At 65.5% G+C, this 18,340-nt stretch carries 15 protein-coding genes and 1 tRNA gene; 10 read left to right on the forward strand and 6 right to left on the reverse strand.

Features of this window, described 5'->3' with window-relative positions:
* The first annotated feature begins 91 nt into the window (after window positions 1–91).
* The 5 genes from pepN (at window position 92) to ACIGJG_RS12570 (ending at window position 5,046) form a co-directional block, all read left to right on the forward strand.
* Window positions 92–2,791, forward strand: coding sequence for an aminopeptidase N (pepN, locus tag ACIGJG_RS12550; RefSeq protein ID WP_011298594.1), 2,700 nt, complete (start codon window positions 92–94; stop codon window positions 2,789–2,791).
* Window positions 2,792–2,868: 77 nt separating this feature from the next.
* A complete protein-coding gene (locus ACIGJG_RS12555) occupies window positions 2,869–3,888 on the forward strand; it encodes a class 1 fructose-bisphosphatase (protein WP_011298595.1) in 1,020 nt (339 codons plus the stop codon).
* A gap of 111 nt (window positions 3,889–3,999) precedes the next feature.
* Window positions 4,000–4,075 (forward strand) — tRNA-Thr (locus ACIGJG_RS12560).
* A gap of 102 nt (window positions 4,076–4,177) precedes the next feature.
* The gene (locus tag ACIGJG_RS12565; RefSeq protein WP_011298596.1) at window positions 4,178–4,546 is read left to right on the forward strand and encodes a hypothetical protein; all 369 of its coding nucleotides are present in this window, start codon (window positions 4,178–4,180) and stop codon (window positions 4,544–4,546) included.
* 167 nt (window positions 4,547–4,713) lie between these two features.
* The gene (locus ACIGJG_RS12570; RefSeq protein WP_011298597.1) at window positions 4,714–5,046 is read left to right on the forward strand and encodes a hypothetical protein; all 333 of its coding nucleotides are present in this window, start codon (window positions 4,714–4,716) and stop codon (window positions 5,044–5,046) included.
* A 273-nt stretch (window positions 5,047–5,319) separates the two neighbouring features.
* On the opposite strand, the gene ACIGJG_RS12575 is transcribed toward ACIGJG_RS12570, so the two are convergent.
* A complete protein-coding gene (locus ACIGJG_RS12575; RefSeq protein ID WP_011298598.1) occupies window positions 5,320–5,988 on the reverse strand; it encodes a GntR family transcriptional regulator in 669 nt (222 codons plus the stop codon).
* A 372-nt stretch (window positions 5,989–6,360) separates the two neighbouring features.
* Between ACIGJG_RS12575 and ACIGJG_RS12580 the strand changes: the two genes are divergently transcribed.
* The 4 genes from ACIGJG_RS12580 to ACIGJG_RS12595 all read left to right on the forward strand — a co-directional run bounded on the left by ACIGJG_RS12580 (window position 6,361) and on the right by ACIGJG_RS12595 (window position 11,933).
* Entirely contained in the window at window positions 6,361–7,650 is a 1,290-nt protein-coding gene (locus ACIGJG_RS12580) for an MFS transporter (RefSeq protein ID WP_011298599.1), read from the forward strand.
* A gap of 63 nt (window positions 7,651–7,713) precedes the next feature.
* Window positions 7,714–8,526, forward strand: a complete 813-nt coding sequence (locus tag ACIGJG_RS12585; protein WP_140949849.1) for a putative hydro-lyase — start codon at window positions 7,714–7,716, stop codon at window positions 8,524–8,526.
* Between the two features lie 18 nt (window positions 8,527–8,544).
* Window positions 8,545–10,206, forward strand: a complete 1,662-nt coding sequence (gene pxpB, locus ACIGJG_RS12590) for a 5-oxoprolinase subunit PxpB (RefSeq protein ID WP_483672413.1) — start codon at window positions 8,545–8,547, stop codon at window positions 10,204–10,206.
* On the forward strand, window positions 10,203–11,933 hold the full coding sequence (locus ACIGJG_RS12595) for an acetyl/propionyl/methylcrotonyl-CoA carboxylase subunit alpha (RefSeq protein ID WP_011298602.1): 1,731 nt from the start codon (window positions 10,203–10,205) through the stop codon (window positions 11,931–11,933). Before pxpB ends, ACIGJG_RS12595 begins: the two co-directional genes overlap by 4 nt.
* Before the next feature lie 20 nt (window positions 11,934–11,953).
* Here ACIGJG_RS12595 and ACIGJG_RS12600 read toward each other — a convergent pair whose 3' ends face one another.
* The 4 genes from ACIGJG_RS12600 to ACIGJG_RS12615 form a co-directional block, all read right to left on the reverse strand.
* Window positions 11,954–13,510 carry a methyl-accepting chemotaxis protein gene (locus ACIGJG_RS12600; RefSeq protein ID WP_483672414.1) on the reverse strand — a complete coding sequence of 519 codons (1,557 nt, stop codon included), beginning with the start codon at window positions 13,508–13,510 and terminating at the stop codon, window positions 11,954–11,956.
* A 336-nt stretch (window positions 13,511–13,846) separates the two neighbouring features.
* The gene (locus ACIGJG_RS12605; RefSeq protein WP_011298604.1) at window positions 13,847–14,320 is read right to left on the reverse strand and encodes an SRPBCC family protein; all 474 of its coding nucleotides are present in this window, start codon (window positions 14,318–14,320) and stop codon (window positions 13,847–13,849) included.
* Window positions 14,310–14,657, reverse strand: a complete 348-nt coding sequence (locus ACIGJG_RS12610) for an ArsR/SmtB family transcription factor (protein WP_011298605.1) — start codon at window positions 14,655–14,657, stop codon at window positions 14,310–14,312. Before ACIGJG_RS12610 ends, ACIGJG_RS12605 begins: the two co-directional genes overlap by 11 nt.
* A 320-nt stretch (window positions 14,658–14,977) precedes the next feature.
* Window positions 14,978–16,594, reverse strand: a complete 1,617-nt coding sequence (locus tag ACIGJG_RS12615) for a DUF342 domain-containing protein (RefSeq protein ID WP_483672415.1) — start codon at window positions 16,592–16,594, stop codon at window positions 14,978–14,980.
* Window positions 16,595–16,853: 259 nt separating this feature from the next.
* Between ACIGJG_RS12615 and ACIGJG_RS12620 the strand changes: the two genes are divergently transcribed.
* Window positions 16,854–17,687 (forward strand): class I SAM-dependent methyltransferase, encoded by an 834-nt coding sequence (locus ACIGJG_RS12620; protein WP_140949856.1) that lies wholly within the window; start codon window positions 16,854–16,856, stop codon window positions 17,685–17,687.
* 9 nt (window positions 17,688–17,696) lie between these two features.
* Here the strand turns inward: ACIGJG_RS12620 and ACIGJG_RS12625 are convergent, their stop codons facing one another.
* Complete coding sequence (locus tag ACIGJG_RS12625) at window positions 17,697–18,287, reverse strand: DUF1415 domain-containing protein (RefSeq protein ID WP_011298608.1); 591 nt, start codon at window positions 18,285–18,287, stop codon at window positions 17,697–17,699.
* Window positions 18,288–18,340: the final 53 nt, after the last annotated feature.

Raw genomic sequence — 18,340 nt, forward strand, 5'->3', positions numbered from 1 at the left:
CGACCCCTTGGCTACAATGAATACTTCAGCGCCGTGCCGCGGCACGACCCGCACGACCCTTTTCCACGGTCTTCCGAAGACAGGACTCCCCATGCTGCGCACCGATACGCCCGTTACCGTCTATCGCAAGGACTATACCCCGCCGGCTTTCACCATCGACCACGTCGAACTGGTGCTGGACCTGGACCCGCAACGCACTGTCGTGACCAGCACGCTGCGCTTCGCGCGCCATGCGTCCGCGGCCGCCGACGCACCGCTGGTGCTGGTCGGCGAGGATCTCGAACTGGTCGGCGTAAGCGTCGATGGCAAACCCGTTGCCAACGCCAGGCAGGAGGCGGGCACCCTGACGCTGCCTGGCCTGCCCGCACAGGGCACGCTGGAAATCACCGCGGCCTGCCAGCCGGCGGCCAATACCTCGCTGTCGGGGCTTTACGTTTCCAACGGCAACTTCTTCACGCAGTGCGAGGCCGAGGGCTTCCGCCGCATCACCTATTTCCTCGACCGCCCGGACGTGATGGCTACCTACCGCGTCACGCTGCGCGCCGACCGCGCGGCCTGCCCGGTGCTGCTGTCGAACGGCAACCTCGTCAGCGAAAGCGAGCTGCCTGGCGGCCGCCATGAAGCGGTATGGGAAGACCCGTTCCGCAAGCCGTCGTACCTGTTCGCGCTCGTGGCAGGCAAGCTCGAGTGCATCGAGGAACGCATCCAGTCCGCGTCCGGCAAGGACAAGCTGCTGCAGGTCTGGGTCGAAGCGCGCGACCTCGACAAGACCCGCTACGCGATGGATTCGTTGATCCACGCAATCCGCTGGGACGAGCGGCGCTTCGGGCTGGAACTGGACCTGGATCGCTTCATGATCGTCGCCGTCAGCGACTTCAATATGGGCGCGATGGAGAACAAGGGCCTGAACATCTTCAACACGAAGTACGTACTGGCCAATGCGCAGACCGCGACCGATGTCGACTTCGCCAATATCGAAGCCGTGGTCGGCCACGAGTATTTCCACAACTGGACCGGCAACCGCGTGACCTGCCGCGACTGGTTCCAGCTTTCGCTCAAGGAAGGCCTGACCGTCTTCCGCGACCAGGAATTCTCGGCCGACATGATGGGCTCGGAATCGGGCCGCGCGGTCAAGCGCATCGAGGACGTGCGCGTGCTGCGGCAGGTGCAGTTCCCCGAAGATGCCGGCCCCATGGCGCACCCGGTACGCCCGGACAGCTATGAAGAGATCAACAACTTCTACACCGTCACGGTGTACGAGAAAGGCGCCGAAGTCGTTCGCATGTACCAGACCCTGCTCGGCCGCGACGGCTTCCGCAAGGGCATGGACCTGTATTTCAAGCGGCACGACGGGCAGGCGGTGGCCTGCGACGATTTCCGTGCCGCGATGGCGGATGCCAATGGCCGCGACCTCACGCAGTTTGGGCTCTGGTACAGCCAGGCCGGCACGCCCGTGGTCACCGCGCGCACGGCGTGGAACGCGGATGATGGCAGCCTCACGCTGACGCTGTCGCAGCGTTGCCCCAAGGTCGGTATCGAGACGCGCGCCGGCACGCCCGAGAAGCAGCCGTTCCACATCCCGTTTGCAATCGGCCTGCTCGGCGCCGACGGCCACGACTTGCCGCTGCAACTCGAAGGTGAAGCGGCTGCCGATGGCACGACGCGCGTGCTGGACTTCACGCAGGCCGAGCAGACTTTCCGCTTCGTCAACCTGCCGCGCGGTACTGCGGCCCCGCTGCCCTCGCTGCTGCGCAATTTCTCGGCCCCGGTGATCGTCGATGCCGAGTACACCGACGCACAACTCACGTTCCTTCTGGCCCACGACAGCGATGCGTTCAACCGCTGGGAAGCCGGCCAGCGCCTGGCCACGCGCGCACTGCTGCAACTCGTGGCCGATGTGCAGGCGGGGCGCGACCTGAAGCTCGACCACGCACTAATTAGCGCCATGCGCACGGTGCTCAATGACGATCGCCTCAGCCCGGCGTTCCGCGAACAGGCATTGGTGTTGCCGGCCGAAGCTTATCTGGCCGAACGCATGGGCGTAGCCGATCCGGCCGCCATTCATCAGGCGCGCCAGTTCATGCGCGCGGGCCTGGCGCATGCGCTGCAGGCCGACTGGCTCGCGGCCTACGAATCGAACGCCACGCCGGGCGCCTACAGCCCCGATGCCGACTCCGCTTCGCGCCGCGCGCTGCGCAACCTCGCGCTGGGCTACCTCGTCGAGAGCGGCAGCGATGCGATGCTGCAGCTCGCCGGCGAGCAGTACCAGAAGGCCGACAACATGACCGACCGCTTTGCCGCGCTGTCGGCACTGGTCAACAGCTTCGCCCCGGGCCGCGAGGCCGCGCTCGCCGATTTCTACGAACGCTTCGAGGACGACGCTCTCGTCATCGACAAGTGGTTCTCGCTGCAGGGCATGCAGCGTGGCGAGGTTGGCCCGCACGCCGGCAAGCGCACCATCGACACCGTGCGCGCGCTGATGGAGCACCCCGCCTTCAACCTGCGCAACCCGAACCGCGCGCGTTCGCTGATTTTCAGCTTCTGCTCGGGCAACCCCGCGCAGTTCCACGCCGCCGATGGATCGGGCTACCGCTTCTGGGCCGACCAGGTGCTGGCGCTCGACGCAATCAACCCGCAGGTCGCGGCACGTCTCGCACGCGTGATGGACCGCTGGCAGAAGTACGAGCCGGCCCTGCGCGACCGCATGCGCGCGGAACTGGAACGGGTCTCGGCATCGGCTTCGCTGTCGCGCGACGTGCGCGAGATCATCGGCAAGGCGCTGGCCGCCTGACGCCAGGGCAGCCGGCGCCCGCGCGGCGCCGGCCCTCGCGGCACATGTAGAATTGCGGCCATCCAAGGAGAACCATCATGACTCGCATCAGCCTGACCCGCTATCTGGTCGAGGAGCAGCGCAAGCACAACACGATCCAGCCCGAACTGCGGCTGCTGATCGAAGTGGTGGCGCGCGCCTGCAAGGCCATTTCCAACTCTGTCAACAAGGGCGCACTGGCCGGCGTGCTCGGCTCGGCCGGCACCGGCAATGTGCAGGGCGAAACCCAGCAGAAGCTGGACGTGATCGCCAACGAAGTGCTGCTCGACGCCAACGAATGGGGCGGCCACCTCGCCGCCATGGCTTCGGAAGAAATGGAATCGTTCTACGAGATTCCCAACCGCTATCCGAAGGGCGAATACCTGCTGATGTTCGACCCGCTCGATGGTTCGTCCAACATCGACGTCAATGTCTCGATCGGCACGATCTTCTCCGTGCTGCACATGCCCAAGCCCGGCCAGACCGTGACCGAGGCTGACTTCCTGCAGCCTGGCACGCACCAGGTCGCCGCCGGCTACGCCGTGTACGGCCCGCAGACCACGCTGGTACTGACCGTCGGCAACGGCGTGCACGTCTTCACGCTGGACCGCGAGGCGGGCAGCTTCGTTCTGACCCAGTCCGATGTGCAGATTCCCGAAGACACCAAGGAATTCGCCATCAACATGTCCAACATGCGCCACTGGGCCCCCCCCGTGCGCAAGTACATCGACGAATGCCTGGCAGGCGACGAAGGCCCGCGCGGCAAGAACTTCAACATGCGCTGGATCGCCTCGATGGTCGCCGACGTGCACCGCATCCTCACGCGCGGCGGCATCTTCATGTACCCGTGGGACAAGCGCGAGCCAGAAAAGGCCGGCAAGCTGCGCCTGATGTATGAGGCCAACCCGATGGCGATGCTGATCGAACAGGCCGGCGGCGCGGCCACCAACGGGCACATCCGCATTCTGGACGTGCAACCGGAAAAGCTGCACCAGCGCGTGTCGGTGATCCTGGGGTCGAAGAATGAGGTGGAGCGGGTTACGCGCTATCACCATGAGGCGGCTGGCCAGCAGGGCTGAGGCCCACAGGCCGTTCCGGTCCGCAAGGACGATCGGCCTGGCAAAAAATGATTGCAGCGCCGTAATAGCGCTGCTATGATTGCGGGCTGTTCCAGTTCACCGGAACTTGTTGCCGAAGTAGCTCAGTCGGTAGAGCAGCTCATTCGTAATGAGAAGGTCGGGGGTTCGATTCCTCTCTTCGGCACCAAAAGAATCAAGCACTTAGCCCAGCCAGCCCGGTTGGGCTTTGTTGTTTCTGGGTGTCATGTAGCTGCCTGCGGTGCCCATGGGCACGAATGGAGAGCGCACAGTGAAATTCCTGAGAATCGCGGCGGCACTCGCCTGCCTGGCGTCAGCCGCTTGCACCACCACGGCCCCCCATTACTCCGGCCGCCAGATGTCAACGTATGACATGGCGACGGAGTACACGGTGGAATATGTGCCCGATGGCTTCACGCTCAGGGTCGACTACCGATACCTGCAATTCACGATGCTGCCCGGTACCGCCGCGGCCGAGTGCAAGGCAGTTGCCATCAATGTGGCCAACAGTCTGGCCGACAGAAGGCAGCGGCAGATCGAGCCAATCGATGAGCCACGCATCAAGCTGAACACCAGCAGGAACTGGTTCGGCAAGGTAACCACCTGCACCGCGACCGCGCCGGTCGTCTGGAAGCACTGAATTGCCGGCTGCGCGGAAGCACTATGCGTGCGACCGAAGCGGAACAGCCCCACCTCTTTGATATAGCGATTCGCGCCGGATGCAACGGTTACGAATGATTACAGGATTCACCCCTGTTTCTTCGCGCTGAACGGCTACAGTTACCGCCGTTCAGAGTCGAGACAGAGATGAAACACCTTGCAATCATCGCAGTACTAGCCGGTGGACTGAGCACCGCTGCCACCAGCGCCCAGGCGCGCGTGAATGTGGATATTGGCATCGGCATCCCCGGCGTCGTCTACGCCGAACCTGCCCCCGTCTATGTAGCGCCCCAACCGGTCTACGTCGCGCCTCAACCGGTTTATGTTGCGCCGCGGCCGGTTGTCGTCGCACCGGCGCCGGTCTATGCGCCCTATTGGCGCGAGCGCGGGCGCGACTACGACGATGATGATGACCGGGGCGGGCGGAAATGGCACGGGCATGGCCACGGGAAGCACGGGCACCACTGGGACGACGACTGATTCGCCGTGATGCCCCCCCCCCGAAATCACTGCAAAGCTATTGCCGTACTCGACGCGCCCACCAGTAACGGAAGGGATGATCGAGGTCCGGATAGAGCACCGGCCGGTCAAAGCAGCCGGCCCGCTCCATGAGGCAATGGGCGACAACGATTGCGCCCAGGTACAGTAGCAACTCAAGCATGGCAGCCACCCTCGTGACTTCAGTGGCCTGCCTTCATTCTAGTGCGCTGCAGCCCCCTGCCGCCCCCTGAAGGAACCGTCTCCAGCTCCGTTTCAGCGCGCGTTGAACACCGGATGCCGCGCACAGGCCGCGAGCACGATCCGCTCCGACTGTCCGAGATAGTCGTGAAGCGCCGTGGCCGCCTCGTCGAGCTTGCCGGCCTCGAACAGCTGCAGGATGCGACCGTTCATGTCCACATAAGGCGCGTGGAGGAACTCGGGATCTTGCAGCATCCCGAAGGCCAGTCGCAGTTCTGCGAGCAGGCGCGAGAACATCTCATTCAAGCGCTCGCTGTCCGCCAGTTCCACGATGGCCATATGGAATTCCATATTGGCCGACCCTACCCCCATCCAGTCGCCCTGGTCTCGGCATTGCGCCGCCAGTTCCACCGCCTTGCGCAGATGCTTCCCGGCCGGATGCCGCGGATACGCCTGCCGCAACGCCTGGCACTCGATCAGCCGGCGCACGCGGTAGATATCGATGATGGCCGCAATACTGGGAATCGCCACCGAGACACCGCGATTGGGCTCATGCTTGAGCAGCCCTTCCTTGGTCAGCAGCCGGAAGATCTCGCGCAAGGTATTCCGCGAAATCTGCAGGCTGTCGCTCAACGCCGCTTCCGACAAGCGCTGTCCGGGAGAAAACTCGCCATGCACGATCTTCTGGCGAATGTCTTCGGCCACACGTTCGGTCAGGTTCTTCGTGTCAGGACTGGATGTCATTTCGGGTGGAATTCACGTTGGCGGATCAGCCCCTGCGCGGGGCTCCGATCCTCGGCATGTTAGCGCACCTCCATGATCCCACCGCCCCGCTTTGATGAACGGAATGCACCACTTCGGTGACAAAGCGGCCCGCGTTGTCTGGCTAGGTGTATACCACAACTGAAAATCGCTCTAGATTGTTCAACAATATATTCACTCTGGTTGAGCTATATGTGAGTGATAGACCAACATGGCACGCAGATTGCTAAACCGGACCACATGACCGCAGCGCTGTTACCCGGCGCCGCAGGCTGACCCGGACATCGTTGAGAAAGTGGGTGCACGACGACGTCCTCCCTACATCCGCCGTCTTCCTGGAAGGAGAACGCAACCATGTGGCTTAAGGAAACAAACCGAGAGGAGCGCAGGACGCTCTTCGCCGCCTTCGTCGGCTATGGCGTCGATGCCTTCGACTACATGATCTACACGTTCATGATCCCGACCTTCATCCTGGTCTGGGGCATGACGAAGGCCGAGGCCGGCTACATTGCCACCGGCGCCCTCATCAGTTCCGCGATCGGCGGATGGCTGGCCGGCATCCTGGCCGACAAGTACGGCCGGGTCCGGATCCTGCAGCTCACGGTGCTCTGGTTCAGCCTGTTCACGTTCCTGAGCGGCTTCACCCAGTCGCCCGACCAGCTGTTCATCACGCGCATGCTGCAGGGACTCGGCTTCGGCGGCGAATGGTCCGTGGGTTCCGTCCTGATTGCCGAGATGATCCGCGCTCGCCATCGCGGCAAGGCCGTGGGGCTGGTGCAAAGCAGCTGGGCCGTGGGTTGGGGGATTTCCGCCATCGCCTTCTGGGCGGTCTACGCGCTGATCGATCAGCAACATGCGTGGCGCGTGCTGTTCTGGCTCGGCGCGCTGCCGGCCCTGTTCATCCTCTATATCCGCCGCAACATCAGCGAGCCGGAGGTGTACCGCGAGACCAAGGCCAAGCTCGCCCGCACAGGCGAAAGTAACAGCTTCATGCTGATCTTCAAGCCGGGCGTGCTGGGTGTCACGCTGATGGCAAGCCTGCTGGCTACCGGCATGCAGGGCGCCTACTACTCCGTCACGACCTGGTTGCCGACCTACCTCAAGATGGAGCGCCATCTCTCCGTGCTCAACACCAGCGGCTACCTGATGGTGCTGATCGCGGGGTCGTTCGCGGGCTACCTGACCAGCGCATGGCTGTCCGACCAGCTTGGCCGCAAGCGCTGCTTCATGCTGTTTGCCGTGAGTGCCGCGGTGCTCGTGACCTGCTACACCCAGTTGCCGATTACCGATGGAGCCATGATGGTGCTGGGCTTCCCGCTCGGCTTCTTCCTGTCGGGCATTTTCTCGGGCATGGGGGCCTATCTCACGGAACTGTTTCCCAGCCATATTCGCGGCTCCGGCCAGGGCTTTTGCTACAACTTCGGGCGTGCCGTGGGCGCGGTATTTCCCGCGATGATCGGCCACATGAGCACGTCGATGCCATTGGGCACGGCCATCGGTTACCTGGCCGCCGGCGCCTACACGCTGGTCGTGATTGCCTGCCTGCTGCTGCCGGAAACCCAGGGACGCGATCTGACCAACGACTCGGAGCCGTCGAATCCGCAATTGGCACCGGCCGGCGCCACGCAAGCCGCCGAGCATTGACCCGGGACGGCACGCGATTCGGCTGACCCATGTCTGCCCGCAACACGAAGAACGGATATCACCATGACAAACCACATGCTTGACGAGGTCCGCTCGGCCGCTGTCGCGGCGGCAAGGACCGCGCGCGAGAGTTATCGCGCCGGCAAGATCCAGCCCACGGCAGGCGTCGCGCCCGGCATGACGCAGGCCAACATGATCGCGCTGCCGCGCGACTGGGCGTGGGACTTCCTGCTCTACGCCCAGCGCAATCCCAAGGCGTGCCCGGTGCTCGACGTGATCGAAGCCGGTGCGCATCACACCGTTCTGGCCGAAGGCGCCGACATCCGCACCGACATTCCGCTTTACCGGGTGTGGCGCAATGGCCGGCTCGTGGAAGAGGTCGCCGACGCCACGCCGCTGTGGCAGGAGCACCCCGACCTGGTCACGTTCCTGATCGGCTGCAGCTTCACCTTCGAGACACCGCTGCTGGAAGCGGGCATCGAGGTGCGCCACATCACGGACGGGTCCAACGTGCCGATGTATCGCACCAATCGCCAGTGCCGCCCCGCCGGGCGCCTGCATGGCGAGCTGGTGGTGTCCATGCGGCCCATTGCCGCCAGCCGCATCGCCGATGCCGCCATGATTTCCGGACGCTTTCCGTCGGTGCATGGCGCACCGGTGCACGTGGGCAACCCCGAAGCGCTGGGCATCGCCGACATCCACCGCCCAGACTTTGGCGATGCGGTGCGCATCGAATCCGGCGAGATTCCTGTCTTCTGGGCCTGCGGTGTCACGCCGCAGGCCGCGGTGATGGCTTCGGGTGTTCCGTTCGCCGTGACCCATGCCCCGGGCCATATGTTCGTCACGGACGTGCCCGACAGTACCTATCACGTCTGATCGCTTGCGGAGTCTCAGTTGCGTTTCCTTCCTGTCTCACTGAACGCCGTGCTGGTGGAGCTGGCCGACCTGGACCAAACGCTGGCCCTGCTGGCCTCGCTGCAGCGCGATCCGCTTCCCGGCGTGGAAGAACTGGTCCCCGCCGCGCGCACGATCCTCGTGCGCTTTCGCCCCGCATCCTGTGGCCTGTCACAGCTAGTACACGCCATCTCCACGCGCGATGTGGCATCGCGCGCGCAGCGCGGCAGTACGCTGATCGAAATCCCCGTGCGCTACGACGGCGAGGATTTGGCAGAAGTCGCGCAACTGCTGGGCATCACGCAAGAAGAAGTCGTGCGGCGCCACACCGGCAGCGAATACACCGTCGCTTTCACCGGCTTTGCACCGGGCTTTGCGTACCTGTCAGGCGGTCACCCAAGCCTCGATGTGCCGCGCCGCAGTACCCCGCGTACGCGCATTCCGGCCGGCGCGGTGGGCCTGGCCGGCACCTTCAGCGGCGTGTACCCGCAGGCTAGCCCCGGTGGCTGGCAGATCATCGGCGTGACGCCCGTCGCCATGTGGGACCTGGGCCGCGAGCAGCCCGCGCTGTTGCAGCCCGGCTACCGCGTGCGCTTCGTCGATATCGCCACGCTGGATGCCACGGCGGAAGCCGCCATCCGGGCCGAGACATTGCAAGGCACCGTCCCCGCGCCCGCCAGCGACCGCACCCGCGACGCGCTGGCGCCAGGGCAGACCGCTCTGCAGGTCAAAGCGACCGGCCTGATGACCATGTTTCAGGATCTGGGCCGCCACGGCCAGGCAGGCCAGGGGGTCTCGGCCTCCGGCGCCATGGATCAGGCCGCCCTCAAGCTGGCCAACCGGCTCGTGGGCAATCCCAGCGACATTGCTGCGCTCGAGACCGTGGGCGGTGGCCTGCAACTGCAAAGCCTCGGCGAGACCGTGGTTGCCGTGACCGGTGCCGACGCGCCGCTGACGCTGCGCACGGCGGATGGCCGCCAGTGGAATCCGCCTTCCCATCAGGCGCTCGCGCTCGCCGACGGCGACGTACTGAGCATTGGCCAGCCCACCGCCGGGGCGCGCAGCTACGTGGCCGCGCGCGGCGGCTTTGCAGTCGCGCCCGTGCTGGGCAGTTGCGCCACCGACACGCTCGCCGGCGTGGGCCCCTTGCCGTTGGCCGTGGGAAATGTCCTGGGCCTGCACCCCGCATCGGCCGGCATGGTGGTGAGCGAGCCAGCCCTGCCTGCCGCGGATCTGCCCACGCTGGAACACGAGGTGCTGCTCGATGTGGTCATGGGCCCCCGCACCGACTGGTTCACGCCTGAAGCCGTGGCACGCCTGGCCGCGCAGCGCTGGCAGGTGACGCCCCAATCCAACCGTGTCGGCCTGCGACTGGCCGGCGATACGCCGCTCGACCGCGCCATCGGCGGCGAACTGCCCAGCGAAGGCACGGCCCTGGGCGCGTTGCAGGTGCCACCGAGCGGCCAGCCGGTGCTGTTCCTGGCCGACCACCCGCTCACCGGCGGCTACCCGGTGATTGCCACGGTCGCCCCCTATCACCTCGACCGCGCTGGTCAGATCCCCGTGGGCGCCTGGCTGCGCTTCAACCCGATCCGCGCGTTTGAAGCACTCTCTCCGGCCGCCGCCCAGCGCGAAGCCGGCACCTTCCGAGATCTCCGATGAAAAAAGTCCTGATTGCCAACCGCGGCGAAATCGCCGTCCGCGTCGTCCGCGCCTGTGCCGACTACGGCGTGCAGTCCGTTGCCGTGTACGCCAACGCCGACATCGACGCCCTGCACGCGCGCATGGCCGACGAGGCCTACGGGCTCGATGGCGATCGCCCGGCGGACACTTACCTGAATATCGCCAAGCTGCTGGAGATCGCACGCAAGAGCGGTGCCGATGCCGTGCACCCCGGCTATGGCTTCCTGTCGGAAAGCGAGGCCTTTGCCCAGGCCGTGATCGACGCGGGCCTCCGCTGGATCGGCCCGTCTCCGGCCACCATCGCCAAGCTGGGCGACAAGGTCGAAGCGCGCAAGATTGCGCTGCAGGTCGGCGCGCCGCTGGTGGCCGGCACGCCCGATCCTGTCAAGGATGCCGGTGAGGTACTGGCCTTTGCCGAGCAGCACGGCCTGCCCATCATCATCAAGGCCGCATTCGGCGGAGGCGGTCGGGGCATGAAGATCGCCTGGCGCATGGATGAGGTCGAGGAGCTCTATCACTCGGCGGTACGCGAAGCCGTTGCCGCATTCGGCCGGGGTGAATGCTTCGTCGAACAGTTTCTCGATAAGCCCCGCCATATCGAGGCCCAGGTGCTGGCCGACACCCACGGCCATGTCGTGGTGCTCGGCACGCGCGACTGCTCCCTGCAGCGCCGCAACCAGAAGCTCGTGGAAGAAGCCCCTGCGCCGTTCCTGACCGATGCGCAACGCGCGCGTATCCACATCGCCGCCCGCGACATCTGCGCCGCGGCGGGTTACACCAGTGCGGGCACCGTGGAATTCCTGCTTAGCGCGGGAGGCGCGATCTCCTTCCTGGAGGTCAACACCCGCCTGCAGGTGGAGCATCCGGTGACCGAGCAGACCACCGGCATCGATCTCGTCGTCGAGCAGTTGCGCGTGGCAGACGGCCTGCCGCTCACGATCACGGAAACGCCCGCACCGCTGGGCCACTCGATCGAATTCCGCATCAACGCCGAAGATGTCGGCCGTGGCTTTCTGCCGACGCCGGGCCCGGTACAGTGCTTCGAGCCGCCGTCCGGCCCGGGCGTACGCGTGGACGCGGGCGTGCAATCGGGCTCCGTCGTACCGGGCACGTTCGATTCGCTGATGGCCAAGCTCATCGTCACCGGGGCCACGCGCGAACAGGCGCTGACCCGTGCCCGCCGCGCGCTGCGCGAATTCCGGATCGAAGGCGTCGCCTCGGTGCTGCCGTTCCACCGCGCCGTGATCGACAACGCCGACTTCGTGGGCACCCATGGCTTCAACGTGCACACGCGCTGGATCGAATCCGATTTCGCCGAGCCGCTGGCCGCCGCCGTCCGTGCGGAGCCCCAGCCCGACAGCAGCCTGCTTCGCACTGCCATCGAGATCGATGGCCGGCGCGTCATGCTGGGCCTGCCGGCTCAACTGCTGGGCGGACTGGCCAATGCGCAGGCGGCAAGCCCGGCCACTGCGCCGGCCGAGGCCGCCGAAGCCGACGTCAGGGATGTGCCGGCCCCGGTCGCCGGCACCGTGCACGCCTGGAAGGTGGCCGACGGCGACGAGGTCAAGGAAGGGGATCTCATCGCCGTCATGGAAGCCATGAAGATGGAGATGCAAGTCCACGCGCATCGTGCCGGCCGCATCGTGCTGCGCGCCGCAGCGGGCATCTTCATGGCCGCGGGCGTGCCGATCGCGACGATTGGCTGAGCCACCGCCGATCCGGTGGACTAGCTCGCCAGCACGTTCACCGCATCCTCCAGCGCCTGGGCCTGCTGCTTCAGCCCTGTCGCCGCCGCGGCCGATTCCTCGACCAGGGCCGCGTTCATCTGCGTGATGTGCGCCATCTGTTCCACCGCCGCGCTGGTCTGCTCGATCTCCACGCTCTGCCCGCGGCTGGCGTTGGCGATCGCGGAAATCGTTCGCGTCAGCGCCGACACCGACTGCTCCACGCGGTCCATCTCGCTGCCCGCGCTGATGGCAGCATCGCTGCTGGCCTGCACGACTTCGAGCGAGTTCTCGATCAGCGCCTTGATCTGCTTGGCAGCCGCTTCGGCGCGCTGCGCGAGCGATCGCACCTCACCCGCTACCACGGCAAAGCCACGGCCGTGCTGACCCGCGCGCGCGGCCTCGACCGCAGCGTTCAGCGCGAGCAGGTTAGTCTGGATGGCGATGTCGTCGATCACCGATGTGATCTCCGCGATCCTGCGGGACTGCGTGGTCACCTGCTCCATCAGCGAAGCCGAGCGGCGCACGCCGCCTGCCGCCGCCGACGCGGCGTCTGCAGTACTGCGACCTTCCTGATGCGCACGCTCCGCATCGCTCGCATTCTGCCGCGCGGTTTCGGTGATCTGCGCGAGCGTCGCCGTGGTCTGCTCGATGGCGCTCGCCTGCTGTTCGGTACGCTCCGACAGGTCGGCATTGCCGCTGGCAAGGCCGACTGAAGACTGCCACACGCGTTCGATCGAATTCCGGGTGTCCAGCAGCACGCCCACGAGCCGCGCGTTCATCTGGTTCAGGAAGCGGCCGAGCAGTCGTGTCTGCGCGTCGCCGCATTCGGGGAAGCGGTGCTGCAACTGTCCGGACAACACGGCCAGCGCGCTGCGGTTCAGGCGCATCACGGGCTGCAGGATGTTGAAGGCGAGGTAGCAAGCGGCAGCGCCGCACATCGCCACTGCCGCGCCCGCGAGCGACCACGTAACAATGGGCGGCGCCGTCCAGAGCGTTGCGCTCGCCGCGGCCAGCGCGATCAGGACGACTTGCGCGGCCTGTACCACGAGCAAGCGTGCCACCACAGGCAGCCTCAATACCCGCTGAACGACACCGGCTGCGCCCTTGCGGAAGGCCTCGCCGCCCGACAACCGCCAGCGCGACTGGGCGTCACGCTTCAGGTCGGCATAGAGCGTGGCCGCCGCCGTGACCTGTGCCTTCGTGGGCGCCGTTCTCACCGACAGGTAACCCGATGGCTTGCCGTCCTGGAACACAGGGGTGATATTGGCCAGCACCCAGTAGAAGCCGCCGTCCTTGCGCCGGTTCTTGACCACACCAGTCCACGGCGTCCCGCCTCGGATCGTGGCCCACATATCGGCGAATGCGGCAGCCGGCATGTCGGGGTGGCGGACAATGTTCTGCGGCTGGCCAATGACTTCGGCACGGTCGTAGCCGCTGCTGCGAAAGAACGCCTGGTTGGCGTATTCGATATTGCCTTGCGCATCGGTCCTGGTGATGATGACTTCGTCCGATGGCAAGCGGTATTCGTTGTCGGTGACCGGAAGATTCAATCTCATGATGCTGGTTGTCTGTGCTGTTGCAACCTTGACTCCGACTTCGCTGCGGAAGTCGCCCCTGATAGTTCCCGCCCGGCCGGCATTGCCTGGCCGCGGGCGAGTATTCCCGAAGGACTGCCTCAGGACGATAGGTCCGCTTCGAACATCGCCGCGGTTTGACGGTGCGCAAAGGAACGCAACACCTACCCCTTCCGACGGATTGCATTCACGCGCGCATTGACCGGACTGGAACACCGGCACATGGAAAGAAAAAGGCCTCGGAAGCACGAAGCTACCAAGGCCTTTCTCTGTCTGCGGCAACCAACACCAGCACTGAAGCCAGTGCTGTCTCAGCCGCTATTTCAACGACTGCGCATACGCTTCGAGCTGGGTGATGCAGGTTCCCCATCCGTCAAAGAATCCCATCTCCTCATGCTGGTCGCGCGAAGCCTTGTCCTTGTGCAGGACCCTGGCCACGTAGCGCGTATGTTCGCCCTCGTCGTCCATGGTGATGTAAGCGGTCATCGGCAGCCACGGGTTATCCGCCGGGCGCCACTGCGCAACCAGTGCCGTGGTCCAGACGATGCGCGAGCGCGGCACCACATCAAGGAAGGAACCCGGGTTGTCGCTGATGCCGCCATCGGGGCCGCGCATCAGCGTGTGGAAGGCGCCGCCCGGGACGAGGTCGAAGGCCAGGACTTCAGTCGTCCACGGCTTCGGGCACCACCATTCCTTCAGGTGGCTCGGGTCGGTCCAGGCTTTCCAGACGAGGTCCCGCGGCGCTTTCAGCAAGCGCGAAATTTCGAGGTCGAGATCCTGCTTACTGCTCATTACGAGTCTCCTTGGCATGCAGCGCTTCCACGTAGTCAGCCAGGCGATCGGTGCGCGCTTCCCAGATCGCCCGCTGTTCCGCCATCCAGGTCTCGGCGGCCTGCAACGTTGCCGGTTCCAGCTCGCACATGCGCACGCGGCCCTGCTTGTGCGAGCGCACCAGCCCGCTGCGCTCGAGCACGCTCAGATGCTTGAGGAACGATGGCAACGCCATGGCAAACGGCGCCGCCAGCTCCTTGACCGAGGCGGCGCCCAGTCCGAGCCGTGTGACGACGGCGCGACGCGTGGGGTCTCCCAACGCGAGGAAGACCTGGTCGAGCGGAAAACAGTTAGCCATAAGGCTAACTATATAGGCAAACACATCGACGTCAAGGTCGGCGATGGCCGACAGCGAAAATGCGGGAGTCAGCGAAGATCAGGCAACCGCACGTTGGCCAGGCGGGCAACGCGCAGAAGTACGAAGGCCAGCCCGTGGGCTGGCCTTCCATGATTCAGTGCCACGTGAGTCGGTTCCGTGTAACGCTTCTACAGATTGCTGGTCCGCTTCTGCATTCACTGCCCAACACTAGCCATCGCCTATCCTGCGGCACCCCAGGACACGACTGCAGCTTAGTACAAATTCCGGCAGATGGTATCCATCGGATGCCGCCATGCCGGTCAGGTCACTGCGATGCGGTCATCCACGAGGCGGATGTTGCCGCCAGGCTTGTCTTCCATCACCTTGAGCACCCGGTTGCCAACCTGCAGCGTAACGCCGCCGTGGATACGCCGGCCGGCCTCGATGACCGCGCCAGCGGCGGGGTTCATCTGCGCGCCCAACTCGGCGATCTTCGCGTCGAGTTCGAACAGGTCGCTCGATGACTTGAACAGCGTGGCGCGCGCCTTCTCGCGCAGATCGCCCACCGCGCGTTCCGGGTGCTTGGCAAAGAAGGCCACCAGCTGCTTGACCTTGTTCTGCTCTTCCAGCAGGCGCCGGCGCTCCGCCTCCAGCGCGGCGCGCTGGGCATCCGCATAAGGGTTCAGTCCGACCTGCACGATGGTGGCGCTTCCCGCGGGCGCGCCGAGCACGGCCGCACGCACGCCCAGCAGCGCACGGCTGCGCCCGCCGCTGATGCTGCCCATGCCGCTGGTGCCGCCCACGACGATGCGCTCGCCCGCCGCCACATCGCTCTGGCGGATGCCACTTTCCACGGCCACCTCGGTGCCGGCCTCGACAACCGCGTTCTCGATGAAGCGCGCCTGGACGGCGCCCTGGCAGCGCACGCTCGCGCGGCTGATGGTGCCGCTCGGTTCCGCATGCCCGGTTTCGGACTTGCCGATGATGCCGCCCTTGACCACGATGCTGCCGCCGGCCTCGATCGTCGCGGCTTCGATCGTGCCCTCCACGAGCACGTCGCCGGTGACCTTCACCGACATGCCGGTGCGGATATCGCCGGAGACGCGCAGCGTGCCGTCGAACGCCACATTGCCCGAATGCAAGTCCACGGATTCCACCTGCACCACGGGGCTGACGGCGATGCCATGCATGCCCACCACCGGAGCACCGGCAAGGACCGCCACGAGCAGGTTCGGATCGTTGGGATCAGCAGCGGCGCCGGTCAGGCCTTCGGCAAACGGCGTGTCCTCGACAGGATCGGCAGGCAGCGGCTTGCCAAAGACGTCGACGCCGTCATTGCCCGGCTCGGCCGGTATCCGGCGCATCAGCGGCGTGCCGGGGCTGACCAGCATCAGGTTACCCAGCTCGCGCAGATCCATGGGGGCGTCGTCGTCGGACTGTACCGGCTTGCGCGGCTCCAGCAGGTTGACGAAGCGCGCCGGCTGGCCCTGCCTGGGTGCCATGCCCGCGGCAATCTCACGCAGCTCGCAGCTCCGTTCCGCCAACGCGGCTTCGAGCACCAGCGCCTTGATCTGGGCGGTTACGCCGCGTTCGGCGACGGCGCTCCGGATCTCGGCCTCGGTCACCGGGCGGCCACCTTCGGGGCGCATCAGCGTCAGGCGAACGGCCAGGCCGTCGTCGCTGATGTCGAGTTCAAAGGCACCGTCAATCAGCGCGCCGACCGTGGCATCGATTTCGCGGTCGGCCTGCTGGCACTGGCTCAGGAATTGCGCGACGGCGCGCTGGTCCAGCCTGGCTTCGCTCCAGCCATGGCTGGCCAGGCATTCGCGGAATGCGGTGTGATCGGGCGGCATCCTCCCCGCTTCGGGCACGTAGCACGCACGCACCTGCTCGCCCGGCTCGCTAAGCTCCAGGCGCAACCCCGACTCGTGACTCATGAGTCCCCCAAACTGTTCTTTTGTGCAGCGGGCCAGTCCTCTGTCGCCGCTGGCAAGGCGCAGCGGCGCAGGCTGGCGTGGACGTGCGCCACCCCCGCTTGTTGTCAATGGATTACCTACGGCAATTCACAATAAAACTTGAGGCAAAACAAACCCGGGACTTGCGGCCCTGCCGTCACCAGATGCGCGGACTGTGCCGGCGTTTTCGGTAAACTGTCGGTCTTCGAGGCGTTTGCCGCCTCCCGCATTCCCCGCAGTCATGCCAAATACCCACGAAATCCGCCCCGGCCAGTCGATCGAGCTGCTCAAGGAACTCCATATCCTGACGCGCGACGGCAAGATGAACCAGGACAGCCGGCGCAAGCTCAAGCAGGTCTACCACCTGTTCCAGTTCATCGAACCGCTGCTGCAGGAGGTCAAGGCCGAGCGCGACGCCGTCACGCTTGTCGACCACGGCGCCGGCAAGTCGTATCTCGGCTTCATCCTGTACGACCTGTTCTTCAAGACCCTGCACGACCAGTCGCACATCTTCGGCATCGAAACGCGTGAGGAACTCGTGCAAAGCTCGAAGGCGCTGGCTGAGCGCCTCGGCTTTCCGGGCATGTCCTTCCTGAACCTGTCCGTGGCGGACTCCATCACCTCGCCGGCGCTGCCCGAGACCGTCGACGTGGTCACGGCGCTGCACGCGTGCAACACAGCGACTGACGATGCGATCCGCTTCGCGCTGGCCAAGCGCGCTCGGCACATCGTGCTGGTGCCGTGCTGCCAGGCCGAGGTAGCAAGCGTGCTGCGCAAGAACAAGGGCCGCCTGCTCGCCGGCAATCCGCTCACCGAAATCTGGCGGCATCCGCTGCATACGCGCGAATTCGGCAGCCAGGTGACCAACGTGCTGCGCTGCCTGCAGCTTGAGGCGCACGGCTACCAGGTCAGCGTGACCGAGCTGGTCGGCTGGGAACACTCGATGAAGAACGAGCTGATCATCGCCCAGTTCAAAGACCTGCCGCGCCGCCGCCCTGCCGAGCGGCTCGAAAACGTGCTGGGTACGCTCGGCCTCGAAGAGATGCGCGAGCGGTTCTTCACTGCGCCTGCGTAGGCCGCAGCGTTACTCGTCCGTCTTGCGCGGCGCGGCTGCGTCGTCGTCGCCATCCATCCAGCGCTGCCAGCCTTCATGGCCAAGGCGGCGCACGGTTTCCATATTGCGCTCGTAGATATCGGCCGCGTCGGGGAATGCGTCGGCCGCACGCGCAATGCTGTCCTCGCGCAGCAGATGCAGGATCGGATACGGCGCGCGGTTGGTGTAGTTCTCGATATCGTCCGGCTCCGTGCCGTCGAACTGGTACTGGGGATGGAAGCTCGCAATCTGCAGCGTGCCTTCCAGGCGCAGGCTTTTCAGCAGGCGTTCGGCGAAATAGAGAAAGTCGTTGTAGTCGATGAAATCGGCCAGCGCATCGGGCACGATCAGCAGCGTGGTATCGACCCGCGCCGCGTCGGTCTCGGCCAGCAGCTTCAGTTCGCGTTCCAGGTCGTCGAGCACATCAGGCGCTTCCGTCGCGGTGCTGACCACGTAGCGGACCTGCTCCTTCACATACACGCTCTTGGCAAACGGACAGAGATTGAGCCCGATCACCGCGCGCGCGAGCCAGTGGCGCGTGGCGGCAATGACGGCGTCGGGATGGCTGGCGGAGGACGGCATGGCGGCAAGGCAGGGACAAAGCACCATTTTAGCGCTCGCGCACGCTCTATAAT

The organism is Cupriavidus sp. C1SS-2L, from assembly GCF_057073735.1.